The 23909-nt window shown below is 61.1% G+C and carries 23 protein-coding genes; 12 read left to right on the top strand and 11 right to left on the bottom strand.

Going from position 1 to position 23909, the window contains the following annotated elements; genetic code table 11:
* From trpC to rpe, 6 genes are all read right to left on the bottom strand, one after another.
* Positions 1 to 807, bottom strand: coding sequence for an indole-3-glycerol phosphate synthase TrpC (trpC, locus tag AC4LE2_RS02700; RefSeq protein WP_491823982.1), 807 nt, complete (start codon positions 805 to 807; stop codon positions 1 to 3).
* Entirely contained in the window at positions 804 to 1853 is a 1050-nt protein-coding gene (trpD, locus tag AC4LE2_RS02695; RefSeq protein ID WP_491823981.1) for an anthranilate phosphoribosyltransferase, read from the bottom strand. The genes trpC and trpD overlap by 4 nt, the downstream gene beginning before the upstream one ends.
* A 9-nt stretch (positions 1854 to 1862) precedes the next feature.
* Positions 1863 to 2462, bottom strand: coding sequence for an aminodeoxychorismate/anthranilate synthase component II (locus tag AC4LE2_RS02690; RefSeq protein WP_491823980.1), 600 nt, complete (start codon positions 2460 to 2462; stop codon positions 1863 to 1865).
* 63 nt (positions 2463 to 2525) lie between these two features.
* Positions 2526 to 4007, bottom strand: a complete 1482-nt coding sequence (gene trpE / locus AC4LE2_RS02685; protein WP_491823979.1) for an anthranilate synthase component I — start codon at positions 4005 to 4007, stop codon at positions 2526 to 2528.
* Between the two features lie 67 nt (positions 4008 to 4074).
* Positions 4075 to 4893 (bottom strand): phosphoglycolate phosphatase, encoded by an 819-nt coding sequence (locus AC4LE2_RS02680; RefSeq protein ID WP_491823978.1) that lies wholly within the window; start codon positions 4891 to 4893, stop codon positions 4075 to 4077.
* Positions 4890 to 5564: a ribulose-phosphate 3-epimerase gene (rpe, locus tag AC4LE2_RS02675; protein ID WP_491823977.1), complete on the bottom strand. Its 675-nt coding sequence runs from the start codon at positions 5562 to 5564 to the stop codon at positions 4890 to 4892. The genes AC4LE2_RS02680 and rpe overlap by 4 nt, the downstream gene beginning before the upstream one ends.
* A 138-nt stretch (positions 5565 to 5702) precedes the next feature.
* Here rpe and AC4LE2_RS02670 point away from each other — a divergent pair, with 138 nt between their 5' ends.
* Positions 5703 to 6665, top strand: coding sequence for an alpha/beta hydrolase family protein (locus AC4LE2_RS02670; protein WP_491823976.1), 963 nt, complete (start codon positions 5703 to 5705; stop codon positions 6663 to 6665).
* 16 nt (positions 6666 to 6681) lie between these two features.
* Here AC4LE2_RS02670 and AC4LE2_RS02665 read toward each other — a convergent pair whose 3' ends face one another.
* From AC4LE2_RS02665 to AC4LE2_RS02655, 3 genes are read right to left on the bottom strand one after another with little or no spacing between them, the layout of a single operon-like run.
* Positions 6682 to 7446, bottom strand: coding sequence for a TerB family tellurite resistance protein (locus AC4LE2_RS02665; RefSeq protein ID WP_491823975.1), 765 nt, complete (start codon positions 7444 to 7446; stop codon positions 6682 to 6684).
* On the bottom strand, positions 7446 to 8129 hold the full coding sequence (murU, locus tag AC4LE2_RS02660) for an N-acetylmuramate alpha-1-phosphate uridylyltransferase MurU (protein ID WP_491823974.1): 684 nt from the start codon (positions 8127 to 8129) through the stop codon (positions 7446 to 7448). The genes AC4LE2_RS02665 and murU overlap by 1 nt, the downstream gene beginning before the upstream one ends.
* Complete coding sequence (locus tag AC4LE2_RS02655) at positions 8126 to 9160, bottom strand: aminoglycoside phosphotransferase family protein (RefSeq protein ID WP_491823973.1); 1035 nt, start codon at positions 9158 to 9160, stop codon at positions 8126 to 8128. Before AC4LE2_RS02655 ends, murU begins: the two co-directional genes overlap by 4 nt.
* Before the next feature lie 128 nt (positions 9161 to 9288).
* On the opposite strand from AC4LE2_RS02655, the gene AC4LE2_RS02650 reads away from it, so the two are divergent.
* From AC4LE2_RS02650 to AC4LE2_RS02600, 11 genes are all read left to right on the top strand, one after another.
* Positions 9289 to 12048, top strand: a complete 2760-nt coding sequence (locus AC4LE2_RS02650; protein ID WP_491823972.1) for an LPS-assembly protein LptD — start codon at positions 9289 to 9291, stop codon at positions 12046 to 12048.
* Complete coding sequence (locus AC4LE2_RS02645; RefSeq protein ID WP_491823971.1) at positions 12029 to 13321, top strand: peptidylprolyl isomerase; 1293 nt, start codon at positions 12029 to 12031, stop codon at positions 13319 to 13321. The genes AC4LE2_RS02650 and AC4LE2_RS02645 overlap by 20 nt, the downstream gene beginning before the upstream one ends.
* Entirely contained in the window at positions 13318 to 14304 is a 987-nt protein-coding gene (gene pdxA / locus AC4LE2_RS02640) for a 4-hydroxythreonine-4-phosphate dehydrogenase PdxA (protein ID WP_491823970.1), read from the top strand. Before AC4LE2_RS02645 ends, pdxA begins: the two co-directional genes overlap by 4 nt.
* A complete protein-coding gene (gene rsmA / locus AC4LE2_RS02635) occupies positions 14304 to 15110 on the top strand; it encodes a 16S rRNA (adenine(1518)-N(6)/adenine(1519)-N(6))-dimethyltransferase RsmA (protein WP_491823969.1) in 807 nt (268 codons plus the stop codon). Before pdxA ends, rsmA begins: the two co-directional genes overlap by 1 nt.
* 75 nt (positions 15111 to 15185) lie before the next feature.
* On the top strand, positions 15186 to 15566 hold the full coding sequence (apaG, locus tag AC4LE2_RS02630; protein ID WP_491823968.1) for a Co2+/Mg2+ efflux protein ApaG: 381 nt from the start codon (positions 15186 to 15188) through the stop codon (positions 15564 to 15566).
* Positions 15566 to 16387, top strand: a complete 822-nt coding sequence (locus tag AC4LE2_RS02625; RefSeq protein WP_491823967.1) for a symmetrical bis(5'-nucleosyl)-tetraphosphatase — start codon at positions 15566 to 15568, stop codon at positions 16385 to 16387. The genes apaG and AC4LE2_RS02625 overlap by 1 nt, the downstream gene beginning before the upstream one ends.
* Before the next feature lie 16 nt (positions 16388 to 16403).
* Positions 16404 to 16733: a thiosulfate sulfurtransferase GlpE gene (glpE, locus tag AC4LE2_RS02620; protein ID WP_491823966.1), complete on the top strand. Its 330-nt coding sequence runs from the start codon at positions 16404 to 16406 to the stop codon at positions 16731 to 16733.
* A 281-nt stretch (positions 16734 to 17014) separates the two neighbouring features.
* A complete protein-coding gene (locus AC4LE2_RS02615; RefSeq protein WP_491823965.1) occupies positions 17015 to 18937 on the top strand; it encodes a PrkA family serine protein kinase in 1923 nt (640 codons plus the stop codon).
* Positions 18938 to 19051: 114 nt separating this feature from the next.
* Positions 19052 to 20323, top strand: coding sequence for a YeaH/YhbH family protein (locus AC4LE2_RS02610; protein ID WP_491823964.1), 1272 nt, complete (start codon positions 19052 to 19054; stop codon positions 20321 to 20323).
* On the top strand, positions 20320 to 21882 hold the full coding sequence (locus tag AC4LE2_RS02605; RefSeq protein ID WP_491823963.1) for a SpoVR family protein: 1563 nt from the start codon (positions 20320 to 20322) through the stop codon (positions 21880 to 21882). Before AC4LE2_RS02610 ends, AC4LE2_RS02605 begins: the two co-directional genes overlap by 4 nt.
* A 63-nt stretch (positions 21883 to 21945) precedes the next feature.
* A complete protein-coding gene (locus AC4LE2_RS02600; RefSeq protein WP_491823962.1) occupies positions 21946 to 23067 on the top strand; it encodes a tRNA nucleotidyltransferase/poly(A) polymerase-related protein in 1122 nt (373 codons plus the stop codon).
* On the opposite strand, the gene folK is transcribed toward AC4LE2_RS02600, so the two are convergent.
* Positions 23036 to 23527: a 2-amino-4-hydroxy-6-hydroxymethyldihydropteridine diphosphokinase gene (gene folK, locus AC4LE2_RS02595; RefSeq protein ID WP_491823961.1), complete on the bottom strand. Its 492-nt coding sequence runs from the start codon at positions 23525 to 23527 to the stop codon at positions 23036 to 23038. The genes AC4LE2_RS02600 and folK overlap by 32 nt on opposite strands.
* Positions 23518 to 23871 (bottom strand): dihydroneopterin aldolase, encoded by a 354-nt coding sequence (folB, locus tag AC4LE2_RS02590; RefSeq protein ID WP_491823960.1) that lies wholly within the window; start codon positions 23869 to 23871, stop codon positions 23518 to 23520. Before folB ends, folK begins: the two co-directional genes overlap by 10 nt.
* Positions 23872 to 23909: the final 38 nt, after the last annotated feature.

The raw sequence follows: 23909 nt of genomic DNA, 5'->3' as shown, positions 1-23909 counted from the left end.
TTAGCGCGCGGGATAAAACAACCGTGCCAACTCCTCGCCAGGATGCTCAGCGCGCATGAAGGCCTCTCCTACCAGGAACCCATAGACTTCGTTGATTTCCATCAGCTCTACGTCGGCACGATTGAGGATGCCGCTCTCAGTAATCACCATCCGGTCGAGGGGAATACGGGGCAGCAACTCCAGGGTGGTTTCCAGGCTGACCTCAAAGGTGTGCAGGTTACGGTTGTTCACGCCGATCAAGGGCGTATCCAAGTGCTTGAGCGCTCGTTCCAGCTCGTCACCGTCGTGCACCTCCACCAACACATCCAACCCAGCCTCTTTAGCCACATTCGACAGCTCAACCATGCGCCCGTCGTCCAGCGCGGCCACGATCAGCAGCACACAATCGGCGCCCAGTGCACGGGCCTCGAAGATCTGGTAAGGGTCGATCATGAAATCCTTGCGAATAACCGGCAAGGCGCAGGCTTGGCGTGCCTGCTGCAAATACAGGTCGGCCCCCAGAAAGAAGTCGACGTCTGTTAATACGGAGAGGCAGGTCGCACCGCCGGCCTCATAACTCTGGGCAATCTCTCCTGGATAGAACGCTTCCCGGATGATGCCCTTGCTGGGCGATGCTTTTTTGATCTCGGCAATCACCGCTGCCTGCTTGTCGTGTTGCCGCGCCAGCATGGCCTTTGCAAAGCCTCGGGCAGGCGAAGCGGCGCGAGCACTCGCTTGCACCTCGCTCAAGCTAATGCGCGCCTTGCGCTCGGCCACCTCCTCAGCCTTCCGGTCGAGGATTTTTTCCAACACCGTGGGTACGCTCATGCTTCATTCTCCTGCTTGAATACAGCGGTGAACGCGCCCAACTCTTCGAGTTTTTCCCGAGCCAGGCCGGTATGCAACGCATCACTGGCCAGCTCAACACCCTGTTTGAGCGTGGCCGCATGATCGGCGGCGTACAAAGCCGCGCCAGCATTGAGGATGATCATTTCTGCCGCCTTGCGGCCATTGTCGGTCTGGCGCTTGCCCAGCGCATCACGAATCAGCTGCAACGAGGCTTGAGGGCTTTCAACGGTCAACCCATGCAGGCTTTGACTGGCCAGGCCCATGTCTTCAGGCTCTACGGTGTATTCGATGACTTCGCCATTCTTCAGCTCTGCCACCTGGGTAGGCGCGGCGAGGCTGAATTCATCGAGGCCATCACGCGAATGCACCACCAGCACATGCTTGCTACCCAGTCGCAGCAGTACCTGGGCCAACGGACGGCACAAGGCCGGATTGAACACACCCACTACCTGGTGAACCACCCCGGCCGGGTTGGTCAACGGGCCGAGCATGTTGAACAGCGTGCGCAGGGACAAATCCCGACGAGGGCCCGCCGCGTACTTCATGGCGCCGTGGTGGGCCTGCGCGAACATAAACCCGATGCCGATGCTGTCGATACAGCGCGCGGCCTGGACAGGGGTAAGGTTCAGGTATACGCCTGCCGCCTCTAGCAGGTCGGCACTGCCACTTTTACCCGACACCGCGCGATTGCCATGTTTAGCCACTGTGCAGCCGGCGGCGGCTACCACCAGCGCAGACGCCGTGGACACGTTGAAGATATTGGCGCCATCGCCGCCCGTGCCCACGATGTCCACCACGCGGTCCAGGGAGGCGAGTTCTACCCGCCCGGCCAGTTCGCGCATGGTAGAGACCGCGCCCACGATTTCATCGATGGTCTCGCTCTTCATGCGCATCCCCATCAGGAACGCGCCAATCTGTGCCTCGGTGCACTGGCCGGTCATGATCTGGCGCATCACATCGCGCATTTCTTCAGTGGTCAGGTCCAGCTGGTTGACCACCCGCCCGAGGGCTGTCTTGATGTCCATTGCCTGTGCTTACCCCTGACGCGTGCCGCCGGTTTGTTTTAAGAAGTTGGCCAGTAACTCATGGCCTTGCTCGGTGAGGATGGACTCTGGGTGAAACTGTACCCCCTCCACGTTCAGGGTCTTGTGGCGCAGGCCCATGATCTCGTCGGTGGTGCCGTCTTCGTGCCGCGTCCAGGCCGTCACTTCCAGGCACTCTGGCAGGGTGTCAGGCTTGACCACCAGCGAGTGATAGCGGGTAACGGTAAGTGGGTGCGCCAAACCTTCGAATACGCCTTGGCCCTGATGATGTACAGGGCTGGTCTTGCCATGCATGGCCTGCCGCGCCCGCACCACCTCACCGCCGTAGGCCTGCCCCAAGGCCTGGTGGCCCAGGCAAATCCCCAGAATCGGCAACTTGCCCGCAAAGTGCAGGATTGCGTCCAGAGAAACGCCGGCTTCACTCGGCGTGCAAGGGCCGGGCGACACCACGATACGTTCGGGGGCCATGGCTTCTATATCGGCCACGGTGAGCTCGTCGTTGCGGACGACTTTCACGTCGGCGCCTAGCTCGCCCAGGTACTGCACAACGTTGTAGGTGAAGGAATCGTAATTATCGATCATCAATAGCATGGTACGAACCTCTTGAATCCGGGATAGGCAGCGCCGTGGCTGGCCGTGATAAGGGGGCAGGGCTCAGTGGCCCTGGCCCTGCTCGGCCAAAGCCACCGCGCGGAACATGGCCCTGCGCTTGTTCAAGGTCTCTTCCCATTCCAGCGCTGGCACCGAGTCGGACACGATTCCTGCACCCGCTTGCACATGCAACTGGCCGTCCTTGATCACTGCCGTGCGAATGGCAATGGCCGTGTCCATGTTGCCGTTCCAGGCAAAATAACCCACCGCCCCCCCATACACGCCGCGCTTCACGGGTTCGAGTTCGTCGATGATTTCCATTGCACGGATCTTGGGCGCGCCCGACAGCGTACCCGCCGGCAGGATGGCACGCAGTGCGTCCATTGCCGTCAGACCCTGCTTCAGTTGCCCTGTGACGTTGGACACGATGTGCATCACATTGGAATACCGCTCGATTACCATTTTTTCGGTGAGCTTCACCGTGCCAATCTCTGACACCCGGCCCGTATCGTTACGGCCCAGGTCAATCAGCATCAGGTGCTCGGCCAGCTCTTTCTGGTCACTGAGCAAATCCTCTTCAAGGGCCAGGTCGGCTTCTTCAGTGGCGCCTCGTGGGCGGGTGCCAGCAATGGGCCGTACCGTGATCTGATTGTCCTCAACCCGCACTAACACCTCGGGCGAGCTACCCACCACATGGAAGTCGCCAAAGTTGAAGAAGTACATATACGGGGTTGGGTTGAAGCAACGCAGCCCTCGATAGAGGTCGATAGGCGCCGCCTTGAAGTCGATGGACATGCGCTGTGACGGCACCACCTGCATGCAGTCACCAGCCAGGATGTAGTCCTTGATGGTGGCCACCGTCTGCTCGAAATCACCCTGACTGAAGCTGGAGCGGAAGGCAGGCTCTGGCCCGGCAGGCTGAGTGAAATCCAGCCCAAGCCGTGGGGTGATCGGCTGGCGCAGCTGCTCCATCAGTGCAGCCAGTTGAGCATGGCCCTGCTCATAGGCCTCGGGTTCGCTGGGGTCGACTAGCACGATGGCGTGGACCTTTCCGGCCAGGTTATCGAACACCACCACGGCGTCGGACACCATCAGCAGGATATCTGGCGCGCCAATAGGGTCGGGGTTGGGGCACGCACCCAGGCGCGGCTCCACATAGCGTACGCAGTCGTAGCTGAAATACCCCACCAAGCCACCGTTGAAGCGCGGCAGGCCTGGCAGTGTAGGCACGGTGTAGCGGGCCTTGAAGGCTTCAACGAAGGCCAGCGGGTCTTCGACCTCACGGCACTCCACCTCCTCCCCGTCACGGGTAACGCGTACCACATGCCCGTGGACGCGCAGCACCGTTCTGCAGGGCAGGCCTATGATAGAGTAACGCCCCCATTTTTCCCCACCCTGCACGGACTCAAGCAGGTAGGAATTGGGCTGGTCGGCCAGCTTCAGGTAGATCGACAGGGGGGTATCGAAGTCGGCCAGGGTTTCGTGCGCAAGCGGGATGCGGTTAAAGCCGGATTCGGCCAAACGCAGGAATTCATCGCGGTTCATAGCTGCCTCGTGGCGGAGCAGAAGGGTGGAAAACGAGCAAACGCGCCGGCGGACCGGCCAGAAGAAGTCAGGCGCGCCAGCGCCAGCGGGCCAGGGCCTTGATGACTTTCATCCAGAGTTTGCAGGTGACCGCCACGATGGATTCTCGACCTGAAGAGGTAGGGGTAAGGCCCAACGGTATATCAGCGGATCGCTCGAAGCAACCAGGCAGGAGCGCTCGCAGATCATCCACTACCAGTGAAGGGGCCTCGTCGGCGATAGGGTGCCCATGGTTATAGCCATAGCTCAGCCCCACGCACGCAACGTTGGCAGCCTTGGCAGCCAGCACGTCGTTGCGTGAATCGCCCACGAACAACGCGTCACCCGGCACCACACCGGCCATTTGCATCACGTGCAGCAACGCGGCGGGGTCGGGTTTTTGCTGGGGCAGCGTATCGCCACCGATGATCCAGCGGAAATAGCGCCCCAGCTTCAGTTCATCCAGCAGCGGCCCTACGAACTGCTCGGCCTTATTGGTGATCAGGGCCATTTCAACACCGTTGGCAGCAAGCCACTTCAAGGTGTCGCGTACACCGGGGTACACGACGGTGTTGCCATGAGCTTGTGCATACGCGGTCATGAACAGGGCCAGGGCCTGCTCCGCCAGCGCCTCATCCACGGTGGCATGCTCCAGATCACCGGCCAAGGCCCGGCGCATGAGCACGCGCGAGCCGTTGCCGATCCAGAGGCGAACCGCTGCAATCCCGGCAGGCGGCCGCCCCAGTTGCACCAGCGCGCGGTCGACGGCCGTGGCGATGTCTGGCACGGAGTCCACCAAGGTGCCGTCGAGGTCGAACATCACCAGCGCTGGCAGACGCCCTGGGAACAACTGCTCGAGGCCGTTCATGGGCGCGCCAGGGCGAGTTCGGCGCGCATGCTGTCGATCACTGCACGGTAGTCAGGCGCAGTGAAGATGGCCGACCCCGCCACAAAGGTGTCCGCGCCCGCTGCGGCGATCTCCCGGATGTTATGAACGTTCACGCCGCCGTCAATTTCCAGCCGGATGTCGTAGCCGCTGGCATCGATCAGGGCGCGAGCTTCCTGTAATTTGTGCAGCGTGCCGGGGATGAATTTCTGGCCGCCGAACCCAGGGTTCACGCTCATCAGCAGGATCATGTCCAGCTTGTCCATCACGTATTCGAGCAGGTTCAACGGCGTGGCGGGGTTGAACACCAGGCCGGCCTTGCAGCCACCGTCGCGGATCAGTTGCAACGATCGATCGATGTGCTGAGTGGCTTCGGGATGGAAGGTGATGTACGTAGCCCCCGCCTCGATGAAGTCCCCAATGATGCGGTCCACCGGGCTGACCATGAGGTGGACGTCGATAGGGGCGGTCACGCCATGCTTGCGCAGCGCGGCGCAAACCATGGGGCCGATGGTCAGGTTCGGCACATAGTGGTTATCCATGACATCGAAGTGGACCACGTCCGCGCCAGCGGCGAGTACGTTGTCGACTTCCTCGCCCAGGCGAGCGAAGTCAGCGGAGAGTATGGACGGCGCAATAGCGAAGGGTTGCATGCTGGACCTGTAGGCTGAGCTGAACACGGTGGCGCGCATTGTAGCCGATGCCAGGTCGTGCGCGCAGGGGCACATGGGCACTAGCGGCGGCCGCTGAATAGCCCTAGGCTATTACCCGCCAACGATAGGGAATCCACGATGCGCGCTTTTCACCACGCCATGCTGTTAACGCTGGCCGCTACCCTGCCACTGCCCTTTATCGCCCATGCCGACGAGCCACCCGCGCAGCCTGCGGCCGCGCCCATGGAGCGGCCGCCCTTGCTCGACCGCAGTGAGCAAGAGGCACAGGCCCTGGCGCGCCAGTTACCCGCGGATGAGCAGCAAATGCTTCAGGCGAGCGGCGATACGTTCCTTGCGCTATGGCGGCCCGCCAACGACCCTGAGCCGGTGGGCTTGGTCATCATCCTGCCTGGCGCGGGCGAAACGGCCAACTGGCCCGATGCAGTGGCGCCCCTGCGCAACAAACTGCCGGATGCCCGCTGGAGCACCCTGAGCCTGACGCTGCCAGACCTGCTGAGCGAAGCCATGCAACCACGGGGTATCGAGCCCCCCGCGCCAGCCGCCGCCGGTAGCTCCGATACCCCGGCCGATGCCAATGCCCCCATCGAACAGGCGGCGGCTGACGGCGCGGACCCCACCGCTCCGGTGCAAGCCAGCACCCCGGATGACCAACTCAAAGATGACGCCGCCCGGATATTCGCCCGCATCGACGCAGGTATTGCGTTCGCGCAACAAGCCAAGGCACGGAGCATCGTGCTGCTCGGTCACGGTACCGGTGGGTACTGGGCCGCCCGCTACCTGAGTGAGCGCCAACCTTCACGGGCCCAGCGGCTGGTGATGGTTGCAGGCAAAACCCCTGCTGCGGCCCCTACCGGGCTCGACCAGTTAGCACCGCAATTGCGCGTGCCGGTGGCTGACCTGTATTACGCCACTACCCCGAACCTGCGCACGGCCGCCTCGCAACGCCTGCAGGCCAGCAAGCGCCAAGCCGCTAGCCAATACAGCCAGACCGAACTGGCGTTGCTGCCAGGGGACCGTGACAGCGAGCGCGAACAACTTTACCGCCGTGTGCGGGGCTGGCTCAGCCCTCAGCCTGAATAGCCGGGCCGCCCGCCGCCTAGAACCCTCGACGGCGGCGGATCGCCTCAAAGGCACCGTGCAGTTCGCGGGTACGTTCGGTGGCTGCCCGCACCTGCGCTGGCGATGCCCCCTGACCTTGAAGCTTGTCAGGGTGGTTGCGACTCAACAGCCGGCGGTAGGCACGCTTGATCTCATCAGGGTCGCTGGCGGCAGTCACACCTAGTAGCTGCAATGCCTCGGCGTAGGCCCCTTCGGGGTTAGAGAGCTTTTTACGGGCGGGCGCATAGTCAGCTCCAAGCCCTCTGACACGCGGGGCTGTCCACCCTAACCAGCCACCCCACTCCAGCAGCAATTGTTGCTCGTTCGGGCTTATATGCCCGTCCGCCCACGCCATTCGCCAACAGGCGCGAAGAAGCCCCTCAGCCGTGGTGGAGTGGCCTTGCAGCCGACGCAAATACCGCCCGAGAGGATCGCCCCCTGCCTTACCGCGCCCGAACGCTGCCATCGCCCGCCGCCGTGCTGGCTCGTCCAGCCGTAGCAGCGCCATCTCCTTACGGGCCTGGGCAATATGGTTGTCCAGCACACGGCCATCGGCTTTGGCCAGCCGCCCCAGCAACACGAACAACAGTTCGTCATCGGCCAGGCGACCACGCCCACGCAGCCGCCCCCACAGGTCTGACAACCCCTGTACCTCTAGCCGCCGGTCTGCCGCCTGGCCAATCAGCGCGCCGAGAATAGCCCCTGGAATATGCGCCAGCGCAAACCCCGCTGCCGCGCCCACCAGTGTGACAGGCCACAGCATCAACGCGCCCCTGCCGAGCGAGCCGCCAGCAGTTCATCTACCTCAGCCAGCCGCGCCGGGGTGCCTACATCCACCCACGGCCCACTGAAGTATTCGCCCGTCACCTTGCCCTCGCCCATGGCACGGCGCAGCAGCGGGGCCAGCTTGAACGCCCCTGCCGCGCAGCCGTCGAAGAGAGCCGGTGCCAACACTGCGATCCCGCTGTAGGTCAGTGCCTTGCCGGCGGCCGGAAGGTCACTCAACCGCCCCGCGTCCAGCGCAAAATCCCCGGCAGGGTGATGCGCAGGGTTGTCTACCATCACCAGGTGCGCCAAGGCACCGTCAGGCAAGGCAAGGCCCGAATAGTCATACCCTGCCCAGACGTCGCCATTGACAACGACAAAAGGCGCCGGCCCCAGCAGCGGCAGCGCCTTATAGATACCCCCGCCGGTTTCGAGTGGTTCCCCTTCCGGTGAATACGTAATGCATGCGCCAAATGGCTCGCCATCACCCAAGTACGCTTCGATCTGCTCACCCAGCCACGCGTGGTTGATGACCACCTCGGTATGGCCGGCTGTCACCAGTGCGCGCAGTTGGTGCTCGATCAGGGGCGTACCGGCAGCCGGCAGCAGCGGCTTAGGGGTGTGAAGCGTCAGGGGCCGCATGCGCTCGCCTTTGCCCGCGGCGAGGATCATCGCTTTCATGGATGGCCCCCCGCAGGCTTTTGTGGCTGGGGCAGGCTCGCCAGTAAGGCAACCAGATCACTCAGCTCACGCCGCCGCTTGGCCACTGCACCTATATAAGTAAAGAACCGCGGCACGTCTTCCAGGTACCTGGGCTTGCCATCACGGTGACAGATACGGGCGAAGATCCCGATCACCTTTAAGTGGCGCTGCACGCCCATCAGGTCGCTGGCCCGCAAAAAATCTGTAAGGGTGTCCTGTACCGGCACGCCCTGTTCACGGGCGGCACGCCAGTAATTGCTGAGCCAATCGCCTACCCGTGCATCGGGCCAGCTGAGAAACGCATCCTTGAACAGGCAGGTAACGTCATAGGTCACTGGGCCATAGACCGCGTCCTGGAAGTCCAGCACCCCTGGATTAGGCTCGCTCACCATGAGGTTGCGCGGCATGTAATCACGGTGTACCAACACCTTGGGCTGCGCCAGGGCGCTATCGATCAGCAGCCGACTGGCAGCATTCCATTGGGCCTGCTGGGTGGTGTTGAAACTCACACCCAGGTGCTGTTTTACGTACCACTCCGGGAACAGCTCCAACTCTCGACGCAGCAAGGCCTCGTCATAACTGGGCAGGGGCGCGTCCATGGACAGTTGCTGGAACTTGAGCAACGCAGTGATGGCGTCGGTAAACAACCGCTCGGCGTTACCCTCTTTCAGCACGTCCAGGTAGGTGTGACGGCCCATGTCGCTCAGTAACAAAAAGCCGCGCTCCAGGTCCTGAGCCAGAATCTCCGGTACATGAATGCCTGCGCTGGCCAGCAGCGCGGCGATATCTACGAAGGGTTTGCAGTTCTCCTGCGGCGGTGGTGCGTCCATCACGATAAAACTGCGCTCAGGCGTGGCCCAGCGGAAATAGCGCCGGAAACTCGCATCGCTACTGGCGGGGGTCAATTCACCTTCGGGCACCTCGCCCCAGCCCCGGGCGCTATACAGCCCCTGGAGATGGGCGTGGAGCCAGGGGCGCAGGTGTTCTAGGCGTACATCGTGGTCGGGCATTTACAGAGTCTCCGACGGCGCTAGCCGTCAAGCGGGTCATGCTTTATTATCCAGCATCTTTTTCAGACCATCGAGAGGCGTGCACACCCGCACGGGCAGATGGCACGCAGGAAGCCCGGACTAATAAGATGGCATTGAAATCCCCCGCGTTTCGTAGAAAGTTTCCGCTGCTGGTCACTGGCAGTTTGCTGGCGATGCAACCTTTTGCCTCGCAATTCGTAAGCGCCGCGCCGCAGTATGACTGCCAAGTGTCCGCTTCCGGTTCATGGGATTGCAAAACCCGTGATGCCGCCACCGCACTTCCGCCCCGCCCTCAGCACGATGCAGCCTCCGTGAGTACCGCGGCGGGCGACACCGGCGAGGGTGGCGCACCTGCTACCACGCTGGTCACGGAGAGCAAAGGCCGTGGGCTGCAGTCCCGCAGCGCAGACTACAGCCACCTCGACTGGGTCCCGCGTGACAAGCTCACGCCAGCGCAATTGGCCGAAACCGGCCCTTATTGCTCGGGTGCTTACGTAGAGCCGCTGCGCCCGGGCATGAGCGACAAAACGTCCAAGTCCGACGCGCCGACGTACATCAACGCCCGCGCCTCTCGCTACGAAGAGCAGTCACAAACCGCCACCTTGGCCGGCGACGTCATCATGCGCCAGGGCAGCATGCAGGTGGAAGCCAACGAAGCCGCACTGCATCAGGCAGAGAACCGTGGCGAGCTCAACGGCAGCGTGAAAATCCGCGACAACGGCGCGCTGATCGTCGGTGACCATGCCGAGGTGCAGTTGGACACCGGCGCAGCCCAAATCGATAACGCCGAGTATGTGTTGCACAAGCAACGTGCCCGCGGTTCGGCCTTGTACGCCAAGCGTGCCGAAAACGCGATCATCCGCTTGAAAGACGGCACCTACACCACCTGCGAGCCCAACAGCAACGCCTGGTCGGTCAAGGGCAACAACATTACCCTGAACCCGACCACCGGGTTCGGTACGGCTACCAACGCCACCTTGCGCGTAAAGGACATTCCTATCCTTTATACGCCGTACTTCTATTTCCCTATCGATGACCGTCGCCAATCCGGCTTCCTGGCGCCTGGCATCTCGAGCAGCAGTGACAGTGGCCTAACCCTGGTCACGCCTTATTACTTCAACCTGGCGCCCAACTACGACGCCACCTTGTACCCCCGCTACATGGCCAAGCGCGGCCTGTTGATGGAAGGCGAGTTCCGCTACCTCACGCCTAGCAGCGAAGGTCAGTTCGGCGCAGCCTACCTGAACGATGAGAACGACGACCGCAAACGTCAGTCGGACTACAAAGACCGCCGGTGGATGATCAACTGGCAGCACAAGGGTGGCCTGGATTCGCGCCTCACGAGCGAGGTGGACTACACCCGCATCAGCGACCCCTACTACTTCCAGGACCTCCAAACCGGCCAGATCGGCGTAGAGGACAAAGACTACGTCAACCAGCAGGGCGCCCTCACCTACCGCGGCCCAAGCTACACCGCCAAGTTGAACGTGCAGTCCTACCAACTGGCTACCGTCTCAAATATTACCCCGTACGATCGCCTGCCCCAGCTCATCCTGGATGGCAGACTGCCGTACAACCCTGGTGGGCTGGAGTTCAGCTACCACACTGAAGCGGTTCGCTTTGACCGTGACCTGCGTAGCGGCGGCTACCTTGATCGTGACGGTTTGCTCACTGAGCGCAGGCTGGACGAAAACGTTCGCGGCCTGAACCGCGCCAACGGCGACCGCTTTGATGCCGAGCCTGCCGTAAGCCTGCCGATCGACTGGGCCTGGGGTTATGTCAAGCCGACTTTGAAGTACAAGTACACCCAATATGACCTGGACCTGGACGGCACAGGTAAGAGCCAGCTAGCACAAGGCCAGACCTTCGACAGTTCCCAGTCCATCAGCGTACCTATCGCAAGCGTCGACAGCGGCCTGTACTTCGACCGCGATACTTCGATGTTCGGCACTCGCTATCGTCAAACCCTGGAGCCTCGCCTGTTCTACCTGTACGTACCGTACAAGGACCAGAGCGACATCCCGGTATTCGACACGGCCGAGAGCACGTTCAGCTATGCGTCGCTGTTCCGGGACAACCGCTTCAGTGGCTCGGACCGTATCGGCGACGAGAACAAGCTGTCCCTGGGCGTGACCAGCCGCTGGATCGAAGACAACGGCTTCGAGCGTCAGCGCTTCAGCATTGGCCAAGCCTTGTACTTCCGCGACCGCAAAGTGCAGTTGCCGGATATCGCCTTCGCAGACCGTGACGACGCCCAATCGGATGTTTCCCCGTACGCACTGGAGTATGAATACCGCTTCAACCGCGACTGGCGCTTCACGTCGGACTTCAACTGGGACCCGGACAGCCGCAGCACCCGTTCGGGCAGTGCGATGTTCCACTACCAGCCTGAAGACAACCCCAACAAAGTGGTCAACGCAGGCTTCCGCTACCGCGACGACACCATCCACTACGACACCGGCACCGGCCGTTGGCAGTTTGGGGGTGACTACGGGCAACCTGGCCAAGACAACTACGTGAAGGACTACTACAAGATCCAGCAGCATGACTTCTCGGTCATCTGGCCGGTGGTGCCACAGTGGAACCTCATCAGCCGCTGGCAGTACGACTACAACCGCAACCGCACGCTGGAAGCCTTCGGTGGCTTCGAGTATGACAATTGCTGCTGGAAACTGCGCCTGATCAACCGCTACTGGGTTGATTACGACGAGTACAGCCAGAACGCCCCCGAAAACGAAAAGGGTGACCACGGCATCTTCCTCCAGATTGTGCTCAAGGGCTTGGGTGGCGTAGTAGGCACTAAAGTCGAAAGTTTCCTCGACCAAGGCATTCAGGGTTATCGTGAACGTGAAGACCAAGCTATGTGATCGACTGCGCCCCTTGCTGTTGGGCGCACTGTTTCTGGGTACCCTGGCGCATGCGCAGGTCCAGCAACTGGACAAGGTAGTGGCCATCGTCGACAACGACGTGATCATGCAAAGCCAGCTCGAGCAACGCATGCAGGAAGTGCGGCAGACCATCGCCAAACGGGGCGGTGGCGAGCCTCCGATGGAGGAGCTGCAAAAGCAGGTACTCGATCGGCTCATCCTGGAAAACCTGCAGCTGCAGATTGGGGACCGTTCCGGCATCCGCATTACCGATGAAGAGCTCAATGGTGCGATGGGTACTATTGCCCAACGCAACAACATGAGCCTGGATCAGTTCCGTGCAGCCCTGGCACATGATGGCTTGTCGTATGATGCGGCGCGCGATCAGGTGCGCCGGGAGATGGTCATCAGCCGTGTTCGCCAGCGTCGAGTAGCCGAGCGTATTCAGGTCAGCGAGCAGGAAGTGAAAAACTTCCTGGCGTCGGACATGGGCAAGGCTCAGCTTTCTCAGGAATACCACCTGGCCAATATCCTGATCCCCACCCCTGAAGGGGCAAACTCCCAGCAGATCCAGGCCGCCGCTCAGCAAGCCGGTGCCTTGTACCAGCAACTGCGAGGAGGCGCGGATTTCGCTCAGTTGGCCACTACCCGCTCCGCCAGTGACAACGCTTTGGAAGGCGGTGACATGGGCTGGCGTAAAGCCGCGCAGTTGCCACCCCCTTTTGACCAGATGCTGGCAGGCATGAAGGCCGGTGAAGTAACCCAGCCTGTTCGCACGCCCGGTGGCTTCATCATCATCAAGCTGTTGGAAGCCCGTGGTGGTCAGGCCGAGATGCGCGAAGAGGTTCATGTTCGCCACATTCTGCTCAAGCCCAGCGAGGTGCGTAGCCCTGCCGAGACCAAGCGCCTGATTGACACCCTGTACACCCGTATCAAGGATGGCGAAGATTTCGCGGCGCTTGCCAAGAGCTTCTCGGAAGATCCAGGTTCTGCCCTCAACGGTGGCGACCTGAACTGGATGGACCCGCAGGCGCTGGTGCCTGAGTTCCGTGAAGTGATGGCGCAAACTCAGGTCGACAGCGTCTCGCAGCCCTTCCAGACCCAGTTTGGCTGGCACATCCTGGAAGTGCTTGGCCGTCGCGCCACCGACGCTACCCAGCAAGCGCGTGAACAGCAGGCCCTCAATGTGTTGCGTAACCGCAAGTACGACGAGGAACTGCAAACCTGGCTCCGTCAGATCCGTGACGAGGCCTACGTCGAAATCAAGCAGTGAGTACACTGCGTTTCGCGCTCACGCCGGGCGAACCGGCAGGCATAGGTCCCGACCTGTGCCTGCTGCTTGCCTCCCAGGCTCAGCCCTACCCCCTCATTGCCATTACCAGCCATACACTGCTGGCCGAGCGTGCCTCACAGCTCGGCGTGGCGGTAAGCCTGCTGCCGGTGACCTTCGACACCCTGCCTGATTGCGCGGCCCCTGACGGTAGCCTGTACGTCCTCGACGTGCCGTTGAGTGCGCCCGTGACTGCAGGTGAGCTAAACCCGGCCAATGCCCGCTTTGTGCTCGACACCCTTACCCTCGCGGGCCAAGGCTGCCAGCGCGGCGAGTTCGCGGGCATGATCACCGCACCGGTTCACAAGGGCGTGATCAACGAGGGCGGTACGCCCTTCTCGGGGCATACGGAATTTCTGGCCGAGCTGACGGGCACCGACCAAGTAGTCATGATGCTGGCCACCCGTGGCTTGCGGGTAGCCTTGGTGACCACGCACCTGCCGCTACGAGAGGTGGCCGATGCGATCACCGACGAGCGGCTGACGCGTATCACCCGCATTCTGCACACGGCCCTACGTGAGAAGTTCGGCATCGCCGCGCCTCGCATACTGGTGTGCGGGCTCAACCCCCACGCGGGCGAAGGCGGGCACTTGGGCCATGAGGAAATCGACGTGATCGAACCGGTGCTCAACCGTCTTCGGGCGGAGGGCCTTGACCTGATCGGGCCATTGCCCGCCGACACCCTGTTCACCCCTAAACACCTGGAGCACTGCGACGCAGTGCTTGCCATGTACCACGACCAGGGCCTGCCGGTGCTGAAGTACAAAGGCTTTGGCGCGGCGGTCAACGTCACCCTTGGCCTGCCGATCATCCGCACCTCGGTCGACCATGGTACTGCCCTGGACCTTGCCGGTAGCGGAAAGGTCGATACTGGCAGCCTGCAGGTCGCACTGGAAACTGCCTATCAAATGGCCGAGGCACGTTGATGAATGAGCATTACCAACACCGGGCGCGCAAGCGTTTCGGTCAAAACTTCCTCCACGACGCTGGCGTGATCGACCGCATCCTCCGTGCCATCCATGCACGCGAAGGAGAGCGCGTGCTGGAGATCGGCCCAGGCCAGGGCGCGCTGACCGAGGGGCTGCTCGACAGCGGCGCCCAGCTGGATGTGATCGAGCTCGACAAGGACCTGGTGCCGCTGCTCAATCACCAGTTCGCCGGGCGGGGTAATTTCAGCCTGCACCAGGGCGATGCCTTGAAGTTCGACTTTGCCCGGCTCGACGCCGCACCGCGCAGCCTTCGGGTCGTGGGCAATCTGCCCTATAACATTTCTACTCCGTTGATCTTTCACCTGCTCAACAACGCCCCGGTCATCCAGGACATGCACTTCATGCTGCAAAAGGAAGTGGTCGAGCGTCTGGCTGCCGGCCCCGGCGGTGGTGACTGGGGGCGCTTGTCGATCATGGTGCAGTACCACTGCAAGGTCGAGCACCTGTTCAACGTAGGCCCAGGCGCCTTCAACCCGCCCCCCAAAGTAGATTCGGCTATCGTACGGCTAGTGCCGCACGTCACCCTGCCACACCCGGCCAAGGACCATAAGCTGCTGGAGCGCGTGGTACGCGAAGCCTTCAACCAACGGCGCAAAACCCTACGCAATACCCTCAAGGCCCTGTTGCCCGTTACGGCTATCGAAGCGGCCGGTGTGGATGGCAGCCTGCGCCCGGAGCAACTGGACCTCGCCGCGTTCGTACGCCTGGCCGACCAATTGGCCGACGCTCCGGCCGCTTTCTGACAAGCGCCTGGCTCAGTGGCTGATCCATGGCCTAGAATCAAGCCATTACCTTGTCTTTCGTTTTAAGGCCGCAGCATGTCTGATCCGCGCTATCACATCGATGTTTCCGTAGACACCCGCTTCCTTGCGGAACAATCCAGCCCCGACCAGGGGCGATACGCGTTCGCCTACACCGTCACGGTGCGCAACCAGGGCGACGTGCCTGCCAGGCTCATGTCGCGCCACTGGGTCATCACCAATGGCGACGGCAAGGTGGAGGAAGTACGTGGCGCTGGGGTAGTGGGCCAGCAACCCTGGATAAACGCAGGCAAAAGTCACACGTACAGCAGTGGCACCGTGATGACGACCAAAGTAGGCACCATGCAGGGCAGTTACCAGATGGTGGCCGAAGACGGCAACACGTTCGATGCCGTGATTGCCCCCTTTAGGCTAGCCGTGCCTGGGGCACTCCACTGATGGCAGTGTATGCGGTAGGTGACCTGCAGGGCTGCCTCGACCCCCTGAAGCGCTTGCTCGATGAGGTAGCGTTCGACCCCGCCCAGGACCAGCTCTGGTCCGTGGGCGACCTGGTGAACCGGGGGCCTCAGTCGCTTGAAACCCTGCGCTTTTTGTACTCGATCCGTGATGCCTTGGTGTGCACCCTGGGTAACCACGACCTGCACCTGATCGCTGCCTGGTACAACGTCGAGCGCCTGAAGAAAGCCGACACCCTTGCGGAGATTCTTGAGGCCCCCGACGGCGAGGCGTTAGTGCAGTGGCTGCGCGGCCAGAAGCTGCTGCATTACGATGAGCCCCGTAACGTAGCCCTGGTGCATGCGGGCATACCGCCCATGTGGCCCCTGAGTAAAGCGTTGCGCCTGGCTGCCGAGGTAGAGCACGCCCTGCGTGACGACAACCTGATAGAGCCCTTTCTGGATGGCATGTACGGAAACGAGCCGGTCAAGTGGAACAAGGATCTGCACGGGGTCACGCGCCTGCGTGTAATTACCAACTACTTCACCCGCATGCGCTTCTGCACGCCCGAAGGCAAGCTGGACCTCAAAGGCAAGGAAGGGGCCGATAGCGCCCAGCCAGGCTACGCGCCCTGGTTCAGCCATAAGACGCGCCGTAGCAAACACATTCGTATTATTTTCGGGCACTGGGCCGCACTTGAAGGCCGTTGCAACGAGCCTGGCGTGTTTGCGCTAGACACCGGGTGTGTCTGGGGCAACAGCATGACCTTGATGAACGTAGACACCCTGCACAAGCACGGCTGCAAGTGCCCGCCCAACCCCTAAGCCGAGGAGCCCATTGATGTCTGAGTTCAAGCGCATCCCCCCTGAGCACGCCCAGCAACTTCGAGAAAAAGGCGCGGTGGTGGTAGACATCCGCGACCCCGATACTTTCGCCAGGGGGCATGTCAGTGATTCGCGTCACCTGGACAACCACTCCCTGCATGACTTCATCACGCAGGCCGACCTCGACGCGCCCCTCGTCGTGGTGTGCTACCACGGCAACTCCAGTCAGTCCGCAGCGGCCTACCTCGCCAGCCAAGGGTTTTCCGACGTCTATAGCCTGGATGGCGGCTTTGAGCTCTGGCGGCAAACCTACCCAGGGGAAATCGCTCAGCGCATGGCTGACTGATTTTTTTTGCAGCCGTGAATACCCCGTGTTTCGGGCGCCTTGGCCCGTTCTGGGCCTGAACCCTAGCCAGCCGGTGCAGGGTCGCCCTTGAATTTCTGTATTACCAACTATCCTTAACCCTAGGCCATCTAAATCAGGGGAGAGCCGGCACACCGGCGCGCGGGTCCTCGGTGGGGTAGTTTTGGTGTTCTGGGGGGTAAGGGCAACCGGTTGGCTCCGGCTGCCTCCAAGCATCGGCTGAGTGATCCGACGTCGGCTCCGGTATCGAGCGAGGTGACGTCATGAGTATTTTTAGCCACTTCCAACAACGTTTCGAAAGCACGCGCCAGGAAGAACTCTCGCTGCAAGAGTACCTGGAACTCTGCAAACGAGACCGCAGCGCCTACGCGTCTGCGGCCGAACGCTTGCTCATGGCCATCGGCGAGCCCGAACTGGTCGACACCGCCGCGGACTCTCGGCTGTCCCGCATCTTTTCCAACAAAACCATTCGCCGTTATCCAGCCTTCAGAGACTTCCATGGCATGGAGGAGTGCATCGATCAGATCGTCTCCTACTTCCGCCACGCGGCCCAAGGGCTGGAAGAGAAGAAACAGATTCTGTACCTGCTGGGCCCGGTGGGGGGCGGCAAGTCGTCGCTGGCCGAAAAGCTCAAGCAGTTGATGGAAAAACAGCCCTTCTACGCGATCAAGGGTTCGCCAGTGTTCGAATCGCCCCTCGGGCTGTTCAACGTGACTGAAGACGGTGCCATTCTTGAAGAGGACTTTGGCATCCAGCGCCGCTACCTCAACACCATCATGTCCCCGTGGGCCACCAAGCGCCTGGCCGAGTTCGGTGGGGACATCAGCCAGTTCAAAGTGGTCAAGCTGTACCCGTCGATCCTTAACCAGATCGCCGTGGCGAAAACAGAGCCGGGCGACGAGAACAACCAGGACATCTCTGCGCTGGTGGGCAAGGTGGACATCCGCAAACTGGAGGAGTTTCCGCAAAACGACGCAGACGCTTATAGCTACTCGGGTGCCCTGTGCCGCGCCAACCAGGGCATGATGGAATTCGTGGAAATGTTCAAGGCGCCGATCAAGGTGCTCCACCCGCTGCTTACCGCGACCCAGGAAGGCAACTACAACAGCACTGAAGGCCTAGGGGCTATCCCCTTCAATGGCGTGCTGCTGGCTCACTCTAACGAATCCGAATGGCACAGCTTCCGCAACAACAAGAACAACGAAGCCTTCATTGACCGGATTTACATCGTCAAGGTGCCGTACTGCCTGCGTGTGAGCGATGAGATCAAAATCTACGACAAGCTGCTGTTCAACAGCTCACTGTCGAAGGCTCATTGCGCGCCCGATACCTTGCGAATGTTGGCGCAGTTTACGGTGCTGTCGCGGCTCAAGGAGCCGGACAACTCCAATATCTACTCCAAGATGCGCGTGTATGACGGTGAAAACCTCAAGGACACCGACCCCAAGGCCAAGTCTATTCAGGAGTACCGGGACTCTGCTGGCGTAGATGAGGGGATGACAGGGTTATCTACCCGCTTCGCGTTCAAGATCCTGTCCAAGGTGTTCAACTTCGATGCCTACGAGATCGCCGCGAACCCGGTGCACCTGTTGTATGTGCTGGAACAGCAAATCGAGCAAGAGCAGTTCCCCGCCGAAATGCGCGAGCGTTACCTGCGCTTTCTCAAGGAGTACATGGCGCCCCGCTACATTGAGTTCATCGGCAAGGAAATCCAGACGGCGTACTTGGAGTCCTACAGCGAATACGGGCAGAACATCTTTGACCGTTATGTGCTGTACGCAGATTTCTGGATTCAGGACCAGGAGTACCGCGACCCTGAAACCGGCGAAATTCTGAATCGCGTAGCACTCAACGAGGAGCTGGAGAAGATCGAGAAACCGGCCGGCATCAGCAACCCTAAAGATTTCCGCAATGAGATCGTCAACTTTGTGTTGCGGGCCAGGGCGAATAACAACGGCAAGAACCCTACGTGGTTGAGCTACGAAAAACTGCGCGTAGTGATCGAGAAGAAAATGTTCTCCAACACCGAGGACCTACTACCGGTTATCAGCTTCAACGCCAAGGCCAGCAAGGAAGACCAGAAGAAACACACTGACTTCGTTACCCGTATGGTCGAACGCGGGTACACCGACAAACAGGTGCGGTTGCTTTCCGAGTGGTACCTGCGTGTTCGTAAGTCTCAATAAGCGACAACCACAAGCTCCAAGCCGCGACTTGCCTGGCACCGCCAGGCGGCCGTGTGTTTGCCGAATTTTCGCAGCCTGATGTCCACGGCCTGAGGCTGCCCCGGAGGGGCCTTTATGAGTTATGTGATCGACCGACGCTTGAATGGGAAGAACAAGAGCACGGTGAACCGCCAGCGCTTTTTGCGACGTTACCGTGATCACATTAAAAAGGCCGTTGAAGAGGCCGTAAGCCGCCGTTCCATCACTGACATGGAACACGGCGAGCAAATCAGCATACCGGGCCGAGACATCGACGAGCCGGTGCTGCACCACGGTCGCGGGGGCACCCAGACCACCGTTCATCCTGGCAACAAGGAGTTCACCTCTGGCCAGCACATCCCTCGCCCCCAGGGCGGTGGCAGTGGCAAGGGCGCCGGGAAAGCTGGCAATTCCGGTGAGGGCATGGACGAGTTCGTGTTCCAGATCACTCAGGAAGAATTTCTGGAATTTCTCTTCGAAGACCTGGAGTTGCCTAACCTGGTAAAGCGTCACCTTACAGGAGTAGAAACCTTCAAGACGGTGCGCGCGGGGATCGCCAACGAGGGCAACCCTTCCCGCATCAATATCGTTCGTACCCTGCGCTCTGCCCACGCACGCCGGATTGCCCTTTCCGGCAGCAGCCGTGCGCGCCTACGCGAAGTGCGCGCCGAGCTGGAACGCCTGAGGCGTGAGGAGCCCGATAACTTTGGGGATATCAAGGCGCTGGAAGATGACATTGAAAAGCTCAGTGCGCGTATTCACCGTGTGCCCTTTCTGGACACCTTCGACCTCAAATACAACCTCTTGGTCAAACACCCCAACCCCAGCTCGAAGGCGGTGATGTTCTGCCTGATGGACGTGTCCGGGTCCATGACGCAGGCCACCAAAGACGTTGCCAAGCGCTTCTTCATCCTGTTGTACCTGTTCCTCAAGCGCAACTACGACAAGATCGACGTGGTGTTCATCCGGCACCACACCAGTGCCAAGGAAGTGGACGAAGAGGAGTTCTTTTATTCCCGGGAAACGGGCGGGACCATTGTCTCCAGCGCGCTAAAGCTGATGCAGGAAATCATGGCGGCGCGCTACCCCACGCAAGAGTGGAATATCTACGCGGCCCAAGCCTCGGATGGGGACAACTGGAACGATGACTCCCCGGTATGCCGCGACATTCTTACCCGCCAGATCATGCCCCACGTGCAGTACTACACCTATGTAGAGATCACGCCACGCGAGCACCAAGCCCTGTGGTTTGAATATGAGCGCATCACCGATCAATTCCCGGACACCTTCGCCCAACAGCAACTGGTGACGGCCGGCGACATCTACCCGGTGTTCCGCGAACTCTTCCAGCGCAGGTTAGTGACATGACCCCAAGAGACCAGAAGCGCCAGCCCCTGTCGGTGGGTTCTGAGTGGACCTTCGAGCTTATTCGCACCTATGACCGGGAGATCAGCCGCATCGCCGAACGCTATGCACTGGACACCTACCCTAACCAGATCGAAGTGATTACCGCCGAGCAGATGATGGACGCCTATGCCTCGGTGGGCATGCCGCTGGGCTACCACCATTGGTCCTACGGCAAACACTTCTTGAGTACCGAGAAATCCTATACCCGTGGGCAAATGGGCCTGGCCTACGAAATCGTCATCAACTCGGACCCTTGCATCGCCTACCTCATGGAAGAAAACACCATGTGCATGCAGGCGTTGGTGATCGCCCACGCCTGCTATGGGCATAACAGCTTTTTCAAAGGCAACTACCTGTTCCGTACTTGGACGGACGCCAGCTCGATCATTGATTACCTGGTATTTGCCAAGCAGTACATCATGCAATGCGAAGAACGCCACGGCATCGACGCGGTGGAGGATTTACTCGATTCGTGCCATGCACTGATGAACTACGGAGTAGACCGCTACAAGCGCCCTTACCCTATTTCCGCTGAAGAAGAGCGCCGCCGCCAGAGCGAGCGTGAAGAGCATTTGCAGCGTCAGATCAACGACCTCTGGCGCACCATCCCTAAGGCCATGGGGAAGTCCACCGAGCAGGACCATGCACGCTTCCCCTCCGAACCTCAGGAAAACATCCTCTACTTCATCGAAAAGCATGCGCCCCTGCTGGAGCCCTGGCAGCGTGAAATCGTCCGCATCGTGCGTAAGATCGCCCAGTACTTTTACCCCCAACGGCAAACCCAAGTGATGAACGAGGGGTGGGCCACCTTCTGGCACTACACGCTGATGAATGACCTGTACGACGAAGGCCTGGTCACCGATGGCTTCATGATGGAGTTCCTGCAATCCCATACCAGCGTGGTATTCCAACCTGCCTATGACAGCCCTTACTACAGCGGAATCAACCCCTATGCCTTGGGGTTTGCCATGTACCGTGACCTGCGTCGGATTTGTGAGGCGCCTGATGAAGAAGATCGCCGGTGGTTCCCGGACATCGCTGGCAGTGACTGGCTTTCTACCCTCAAATTCGCCATGAGCAGCTTCAAGGACGAGAGCTTTATCTTGCAGTACCTGTCCCCCAAGGTGATTCGAGACCTCAAGCTGTTCAGCATCCTCGACGACGACCAGCGGGACGACCTGTTCGTGCCTGCCATTCATGATGACAGCGGTTACCGAACGATCCGCGAAACCCTCGCCGCCCAGTACAACCTAGGCAACCGTGAACCCAACGTACAGATCTGGAGCATCGACCGTCGCGGCGACCGCTCCCTGACGCTGCGCCACCAGCAGCACGACCGTAAGCCGTTAGGGGCGTCTACGGAGGAGGTGCTCAAGCACTTGCACCGGCTGTGGGGCTTCGACGTTCATTTGGAAACCGTGCAAGGCGATCAGGTGGTGAAAACCCACCACGTGCCGCCCCGCACCGACCACCACGAGGGCGAGTACGGCCGCGTAGACATGGCCGTGGTTCATCTCTAACCGGCTGCCCCCTCCCTTCCTGAACCGCCACGGGTATATCCTGTGGCGTCAAAGGAGACCCTCATGAAGATTTACAAGGTTGGCGGCGCGGTGCGCGACCGCCTGCTAGGCCTGCCAGTGGCCGACGTGGACTGGGTAGTGGTTGGTGCCACGGCCGAACAGATGCACGCCTTGGGCTATCGCCCGGTGGGGGCAGACTTCCCGGTCTTCCTTCACCCCACCACTGGGGCTGAATACGCCCTGGCCCGCACCGAACGCAAGAGCGGGCGTGGGTACGGCGGTTTTGTATTCCATGCAAGCCCGGACGTGACCCTCGAACAAGACCTGCAACGACGTGACTTGACTATCAACGCCATGGCTGAGGACGTGGACACCGGCGAGGTGACCGACCCCTACGGCGGTCAGGCCGACTTGCAACAACGGTGGCTGCGCCACGTCTCTGCTGCATTTGCCGAAGATCCTCTACGCGTGCTGCGCGTAGCGCGCTTCGCCGCGCGTTATGCGCCCTTAGGGTTTCGCATAGCGCCAGACACCTTGACGCTGATGCGCGAGCTGAGTGCGTCCGGTGAGCTGCAGGCGCTTACGCCTGAACGCAGCTGGAAGGAGATTTCCCGGGCCTTGATGGAAGCCGCCCCCCAGGTATTTTTCGAGACCCTCAAGGCCTGCAATGCACTCGAGGTGTTATTTCCAGAGATCGCCAACCTCGATGCCCTCCACCAGGCCGCTCTGGCCGATCAGCCACTGCCTGTGCGCTGGGCGTGCCTGCTGCTGCACGTGGGCGATCCCGAGGCCATCGCAGCGGTGGGTGAGCGCTTTAAAATCCCCAAAGACTGCCAAGAGCTGGCGCAGTTGGCCGGGCGCTATCAACGCTGCGCGCCGAAGGCCCGGAGCCTGTCTGCAGACGCGCTGCTGACCCTGCTGCACGCGTTCGATGTATACCGCCGGCCCCAGCGCTTCGAAGGGTTCCTCGGCACCTGTGAAATGGCCGCGAAGGCTCAAGGCAATGACGGGGTCAGCGAAAGCGACTACCTGCGCGACGCCGCACGCACCGCACAGGGCGTACAGGTCAAGCCATTGGTAGAGGCCGGCTTTACCGGCCAAGGGCTAGGCGAAGCGCTGCGTCAACGCCGGCTCGAAGCGCTACAGGCGTTCGTTAGCGAGCACGCTCGAATGGCACCTGAGTAAGCGCCTGATCAATAGTGGCGTCGGCCCACAGGGCAGCGAACGTGCGCTGCGCCCCGGGGTGCAGCTCGTTCGGGGCCAGCAATGCCAAGGGCCACAACACGAACGCGTTACGCAGGATTTCCTCGCGTGGCAAGACCAGGCCATCGAAGGTGCCCACCTGCTGGCCGTACAGCAACACGTCGATGTCCAGCGGCAGGCCCTGCCGATCAGGGGTGTAGCGGCCGTTGTTCGCCTCGATAAACTTCAGTTTGCGGTCCAGCTCCATCAACGGCAGGGCCGTAAGGCCGGTGACCACCATGTTCAGGAAAGGCCCGCTCTGGATGCCTACCGGCGTGCTTTCGAAAACCGGGGAGCAGCGCAGGTCGCCCAGCATACCTTCCAGCGCGTCGAGCCCGGCATTGAGGTGTGCATAGCGATCGGTATTGCTACCCAGGCCCAGGTACACTCGGGTCAACAGCATCCGCGCTCGATCTCCACGCCAACGCCCTGGGCTGCCGGTACGGCGCCGGGCTTGGTTACCCGCAGGCGCAGCCAGGGTATGCCGAACTCGGCCATCAGGCTGGCCGCCAAGCGCTCGGCGAAGGTTTCGACCAGCTCGAACTGCGCCGCTTGGGCAAAGGCCTCGGTGGCCTGGGCGACCTTGGCATAATCCAGCGCCAGGGTGAGGTCATCACTGGCGGCGGCGGGCCGGTTATCCCAGCCAACGGTTATGTCCAGGCGCAAGCACTGACGAATAGCGCGCTCCCAGTCATAGGCACCGATCACGGTGTCGACTTCCAGGCCCTCGATGAACACGGTGTCCACGTAGCTTCTCCCTTGACGACAAAGGCGCACTGCGCCGT

The sequence above is a fragment of the Pseudomonas sp. 9.3L genome, assembly GCF_058536285.1.
The sequence above is the reverse complement of the archived record's forward strand: the minus strand, read 5'-3'. Positions and strand labels throughout refer to the sequence as shown.

Bases quoted from the DNA above. Each gene is read 5' to 3' on its own strand.
- trpC (WP_491823982.1), bottom strand. From the start codon at position 807: ATGAGCGTACCCACGGTGTTGGAAAAAATCCTCGACCGGAAGGCTGAG.
- trpD (WP_491823981.1), bottom strand. From the start codon at position 1,853: ATGGACATCAAGACAGCCCTCGGGCGGGTGGTCAACCAGCTGGACCTG.
- AC4LE2_RS02690 (WP_491823980.1), bottom strand. From the start codon at position 2,462: ATGCTATTGATGATCGATAATTACGATTCCTTCACCTACAACGTTGTG.
- trpE (WP_491823979.1), bottom strand. From the start codon at position 4,007: ATGAACCGCGATGAATTCCTGCGTTTGGCCGAATCCGGCTTTAACCGC.
- AC4LE2_RS02680 (WP_491823978.1), bottom strand. From the start codon at position 4,893: ATGAACGGCCTCGAGCAGTTGTTCCCAGGGCGTCTGCCAGCGCTGGTG.
- rpe (WP_491823977.1), bottom strand. From the start codon at position 5,564: ATGCAACCCTTCGCTATTGCGCCGTCCATACTCTCCGCTGACTTCGCT.
- AC4LE2_RS02670 (WP_491823976.1), top strand. From the start codon at position 5,703: ATGCGCGCTTTTCACCACGCCATGCTGTTAACGCTGGCCGCTACCCTG.
- AC4LE2_RS02665 (WP_491823975.1), bottom strand. From the start codon at position 7,446: ATGCTGTGGCCTGTCACACTGGTGGGCGCGGCAGCGGGGTTTGCGCTG.
- murU (WP_491823974.1), bottom strand. From the start codon at position 8,129: ATGAAAGCGATGATCCTCGCCGCGGGCAAAGGCGAGCGCATGCGGCCC.
- AC4LE2_RS02655 (WP_491823973.1), bottom strand. From the start codon at position 9,160: ATGCCCGACCACGATGTACGCCTAGAACACCTGCGCCCCTGGCTCCAC.
- AC4LE2_RS02650 (WP_491823972.1), top strand. From the start codon at position 9,289: ATGGCATTGAAATCCCCCGCGTTTCGTAGAAAGTTTCCGCTGCTGGTC.
- rsmA (WP_491823969.1), top strand. From the start codon at position 14,304: ATGAATGAGCATTACCAACACCGGGCGCGCAAGCGTTTCGGTCAAAAC.
- apaG (WP_491823968.1), top strand. From the start codon at position 15,186: ATGTCTGATCCGCGCTATCACATCGATGTTTCCGTAGACACCCGCTTC.
- AC4LE2_RS02625 (WP_491823967.1), top strand. From the start codon at position 15,566: ATGGCAGTGTATGCGGTAGGTGACCTGCAGGGCTGCCTCGACCCCCTG.
- glpE (WP_491823966.1), top strand. From the start codon at position 16,404: ATGTCTGAGTTCAAGCGCATCCCCCCTGAGCACGCCCAGCAACTTCGA.
- AC4LE2_RS02615 (WP_491823965.1), top strand. From the start codon at position 17,015: ATGAGTATTTTTAGCCACTTCCAACAACGTTTCGAAAGCACGCGCCAG.
- AC4LE2_RS02610 (WP_491823964.1), top strand. From the start codon at position 19,052: ATGAGTTATGTGATCGACCGACGCTTGAATGGGAAGAACAAGAGCACG.
- AC4LE2_RS02605 (WP_491823963.1), top strand. From the start codon at position 20,320: ATGACCCCAAGAGACCAGAAGCGCCAGCCCCTGTCGGTGGGTTCTGAG.
- AC4LE2_RS02600 (WP_491823962.1), top strand. From the start codon at position 21,946: ATGAAGATTTACAAGGTTGGCGGCGCGGTGCGCGACCGCCTGCTAGGC.
- folK (WP_491823961.1), bottom strand. From the start codon at position 23,527: ATGCTGTTGACCCGAGTGTACCTGGGCCTGGGTAGCAATACCGATCGC.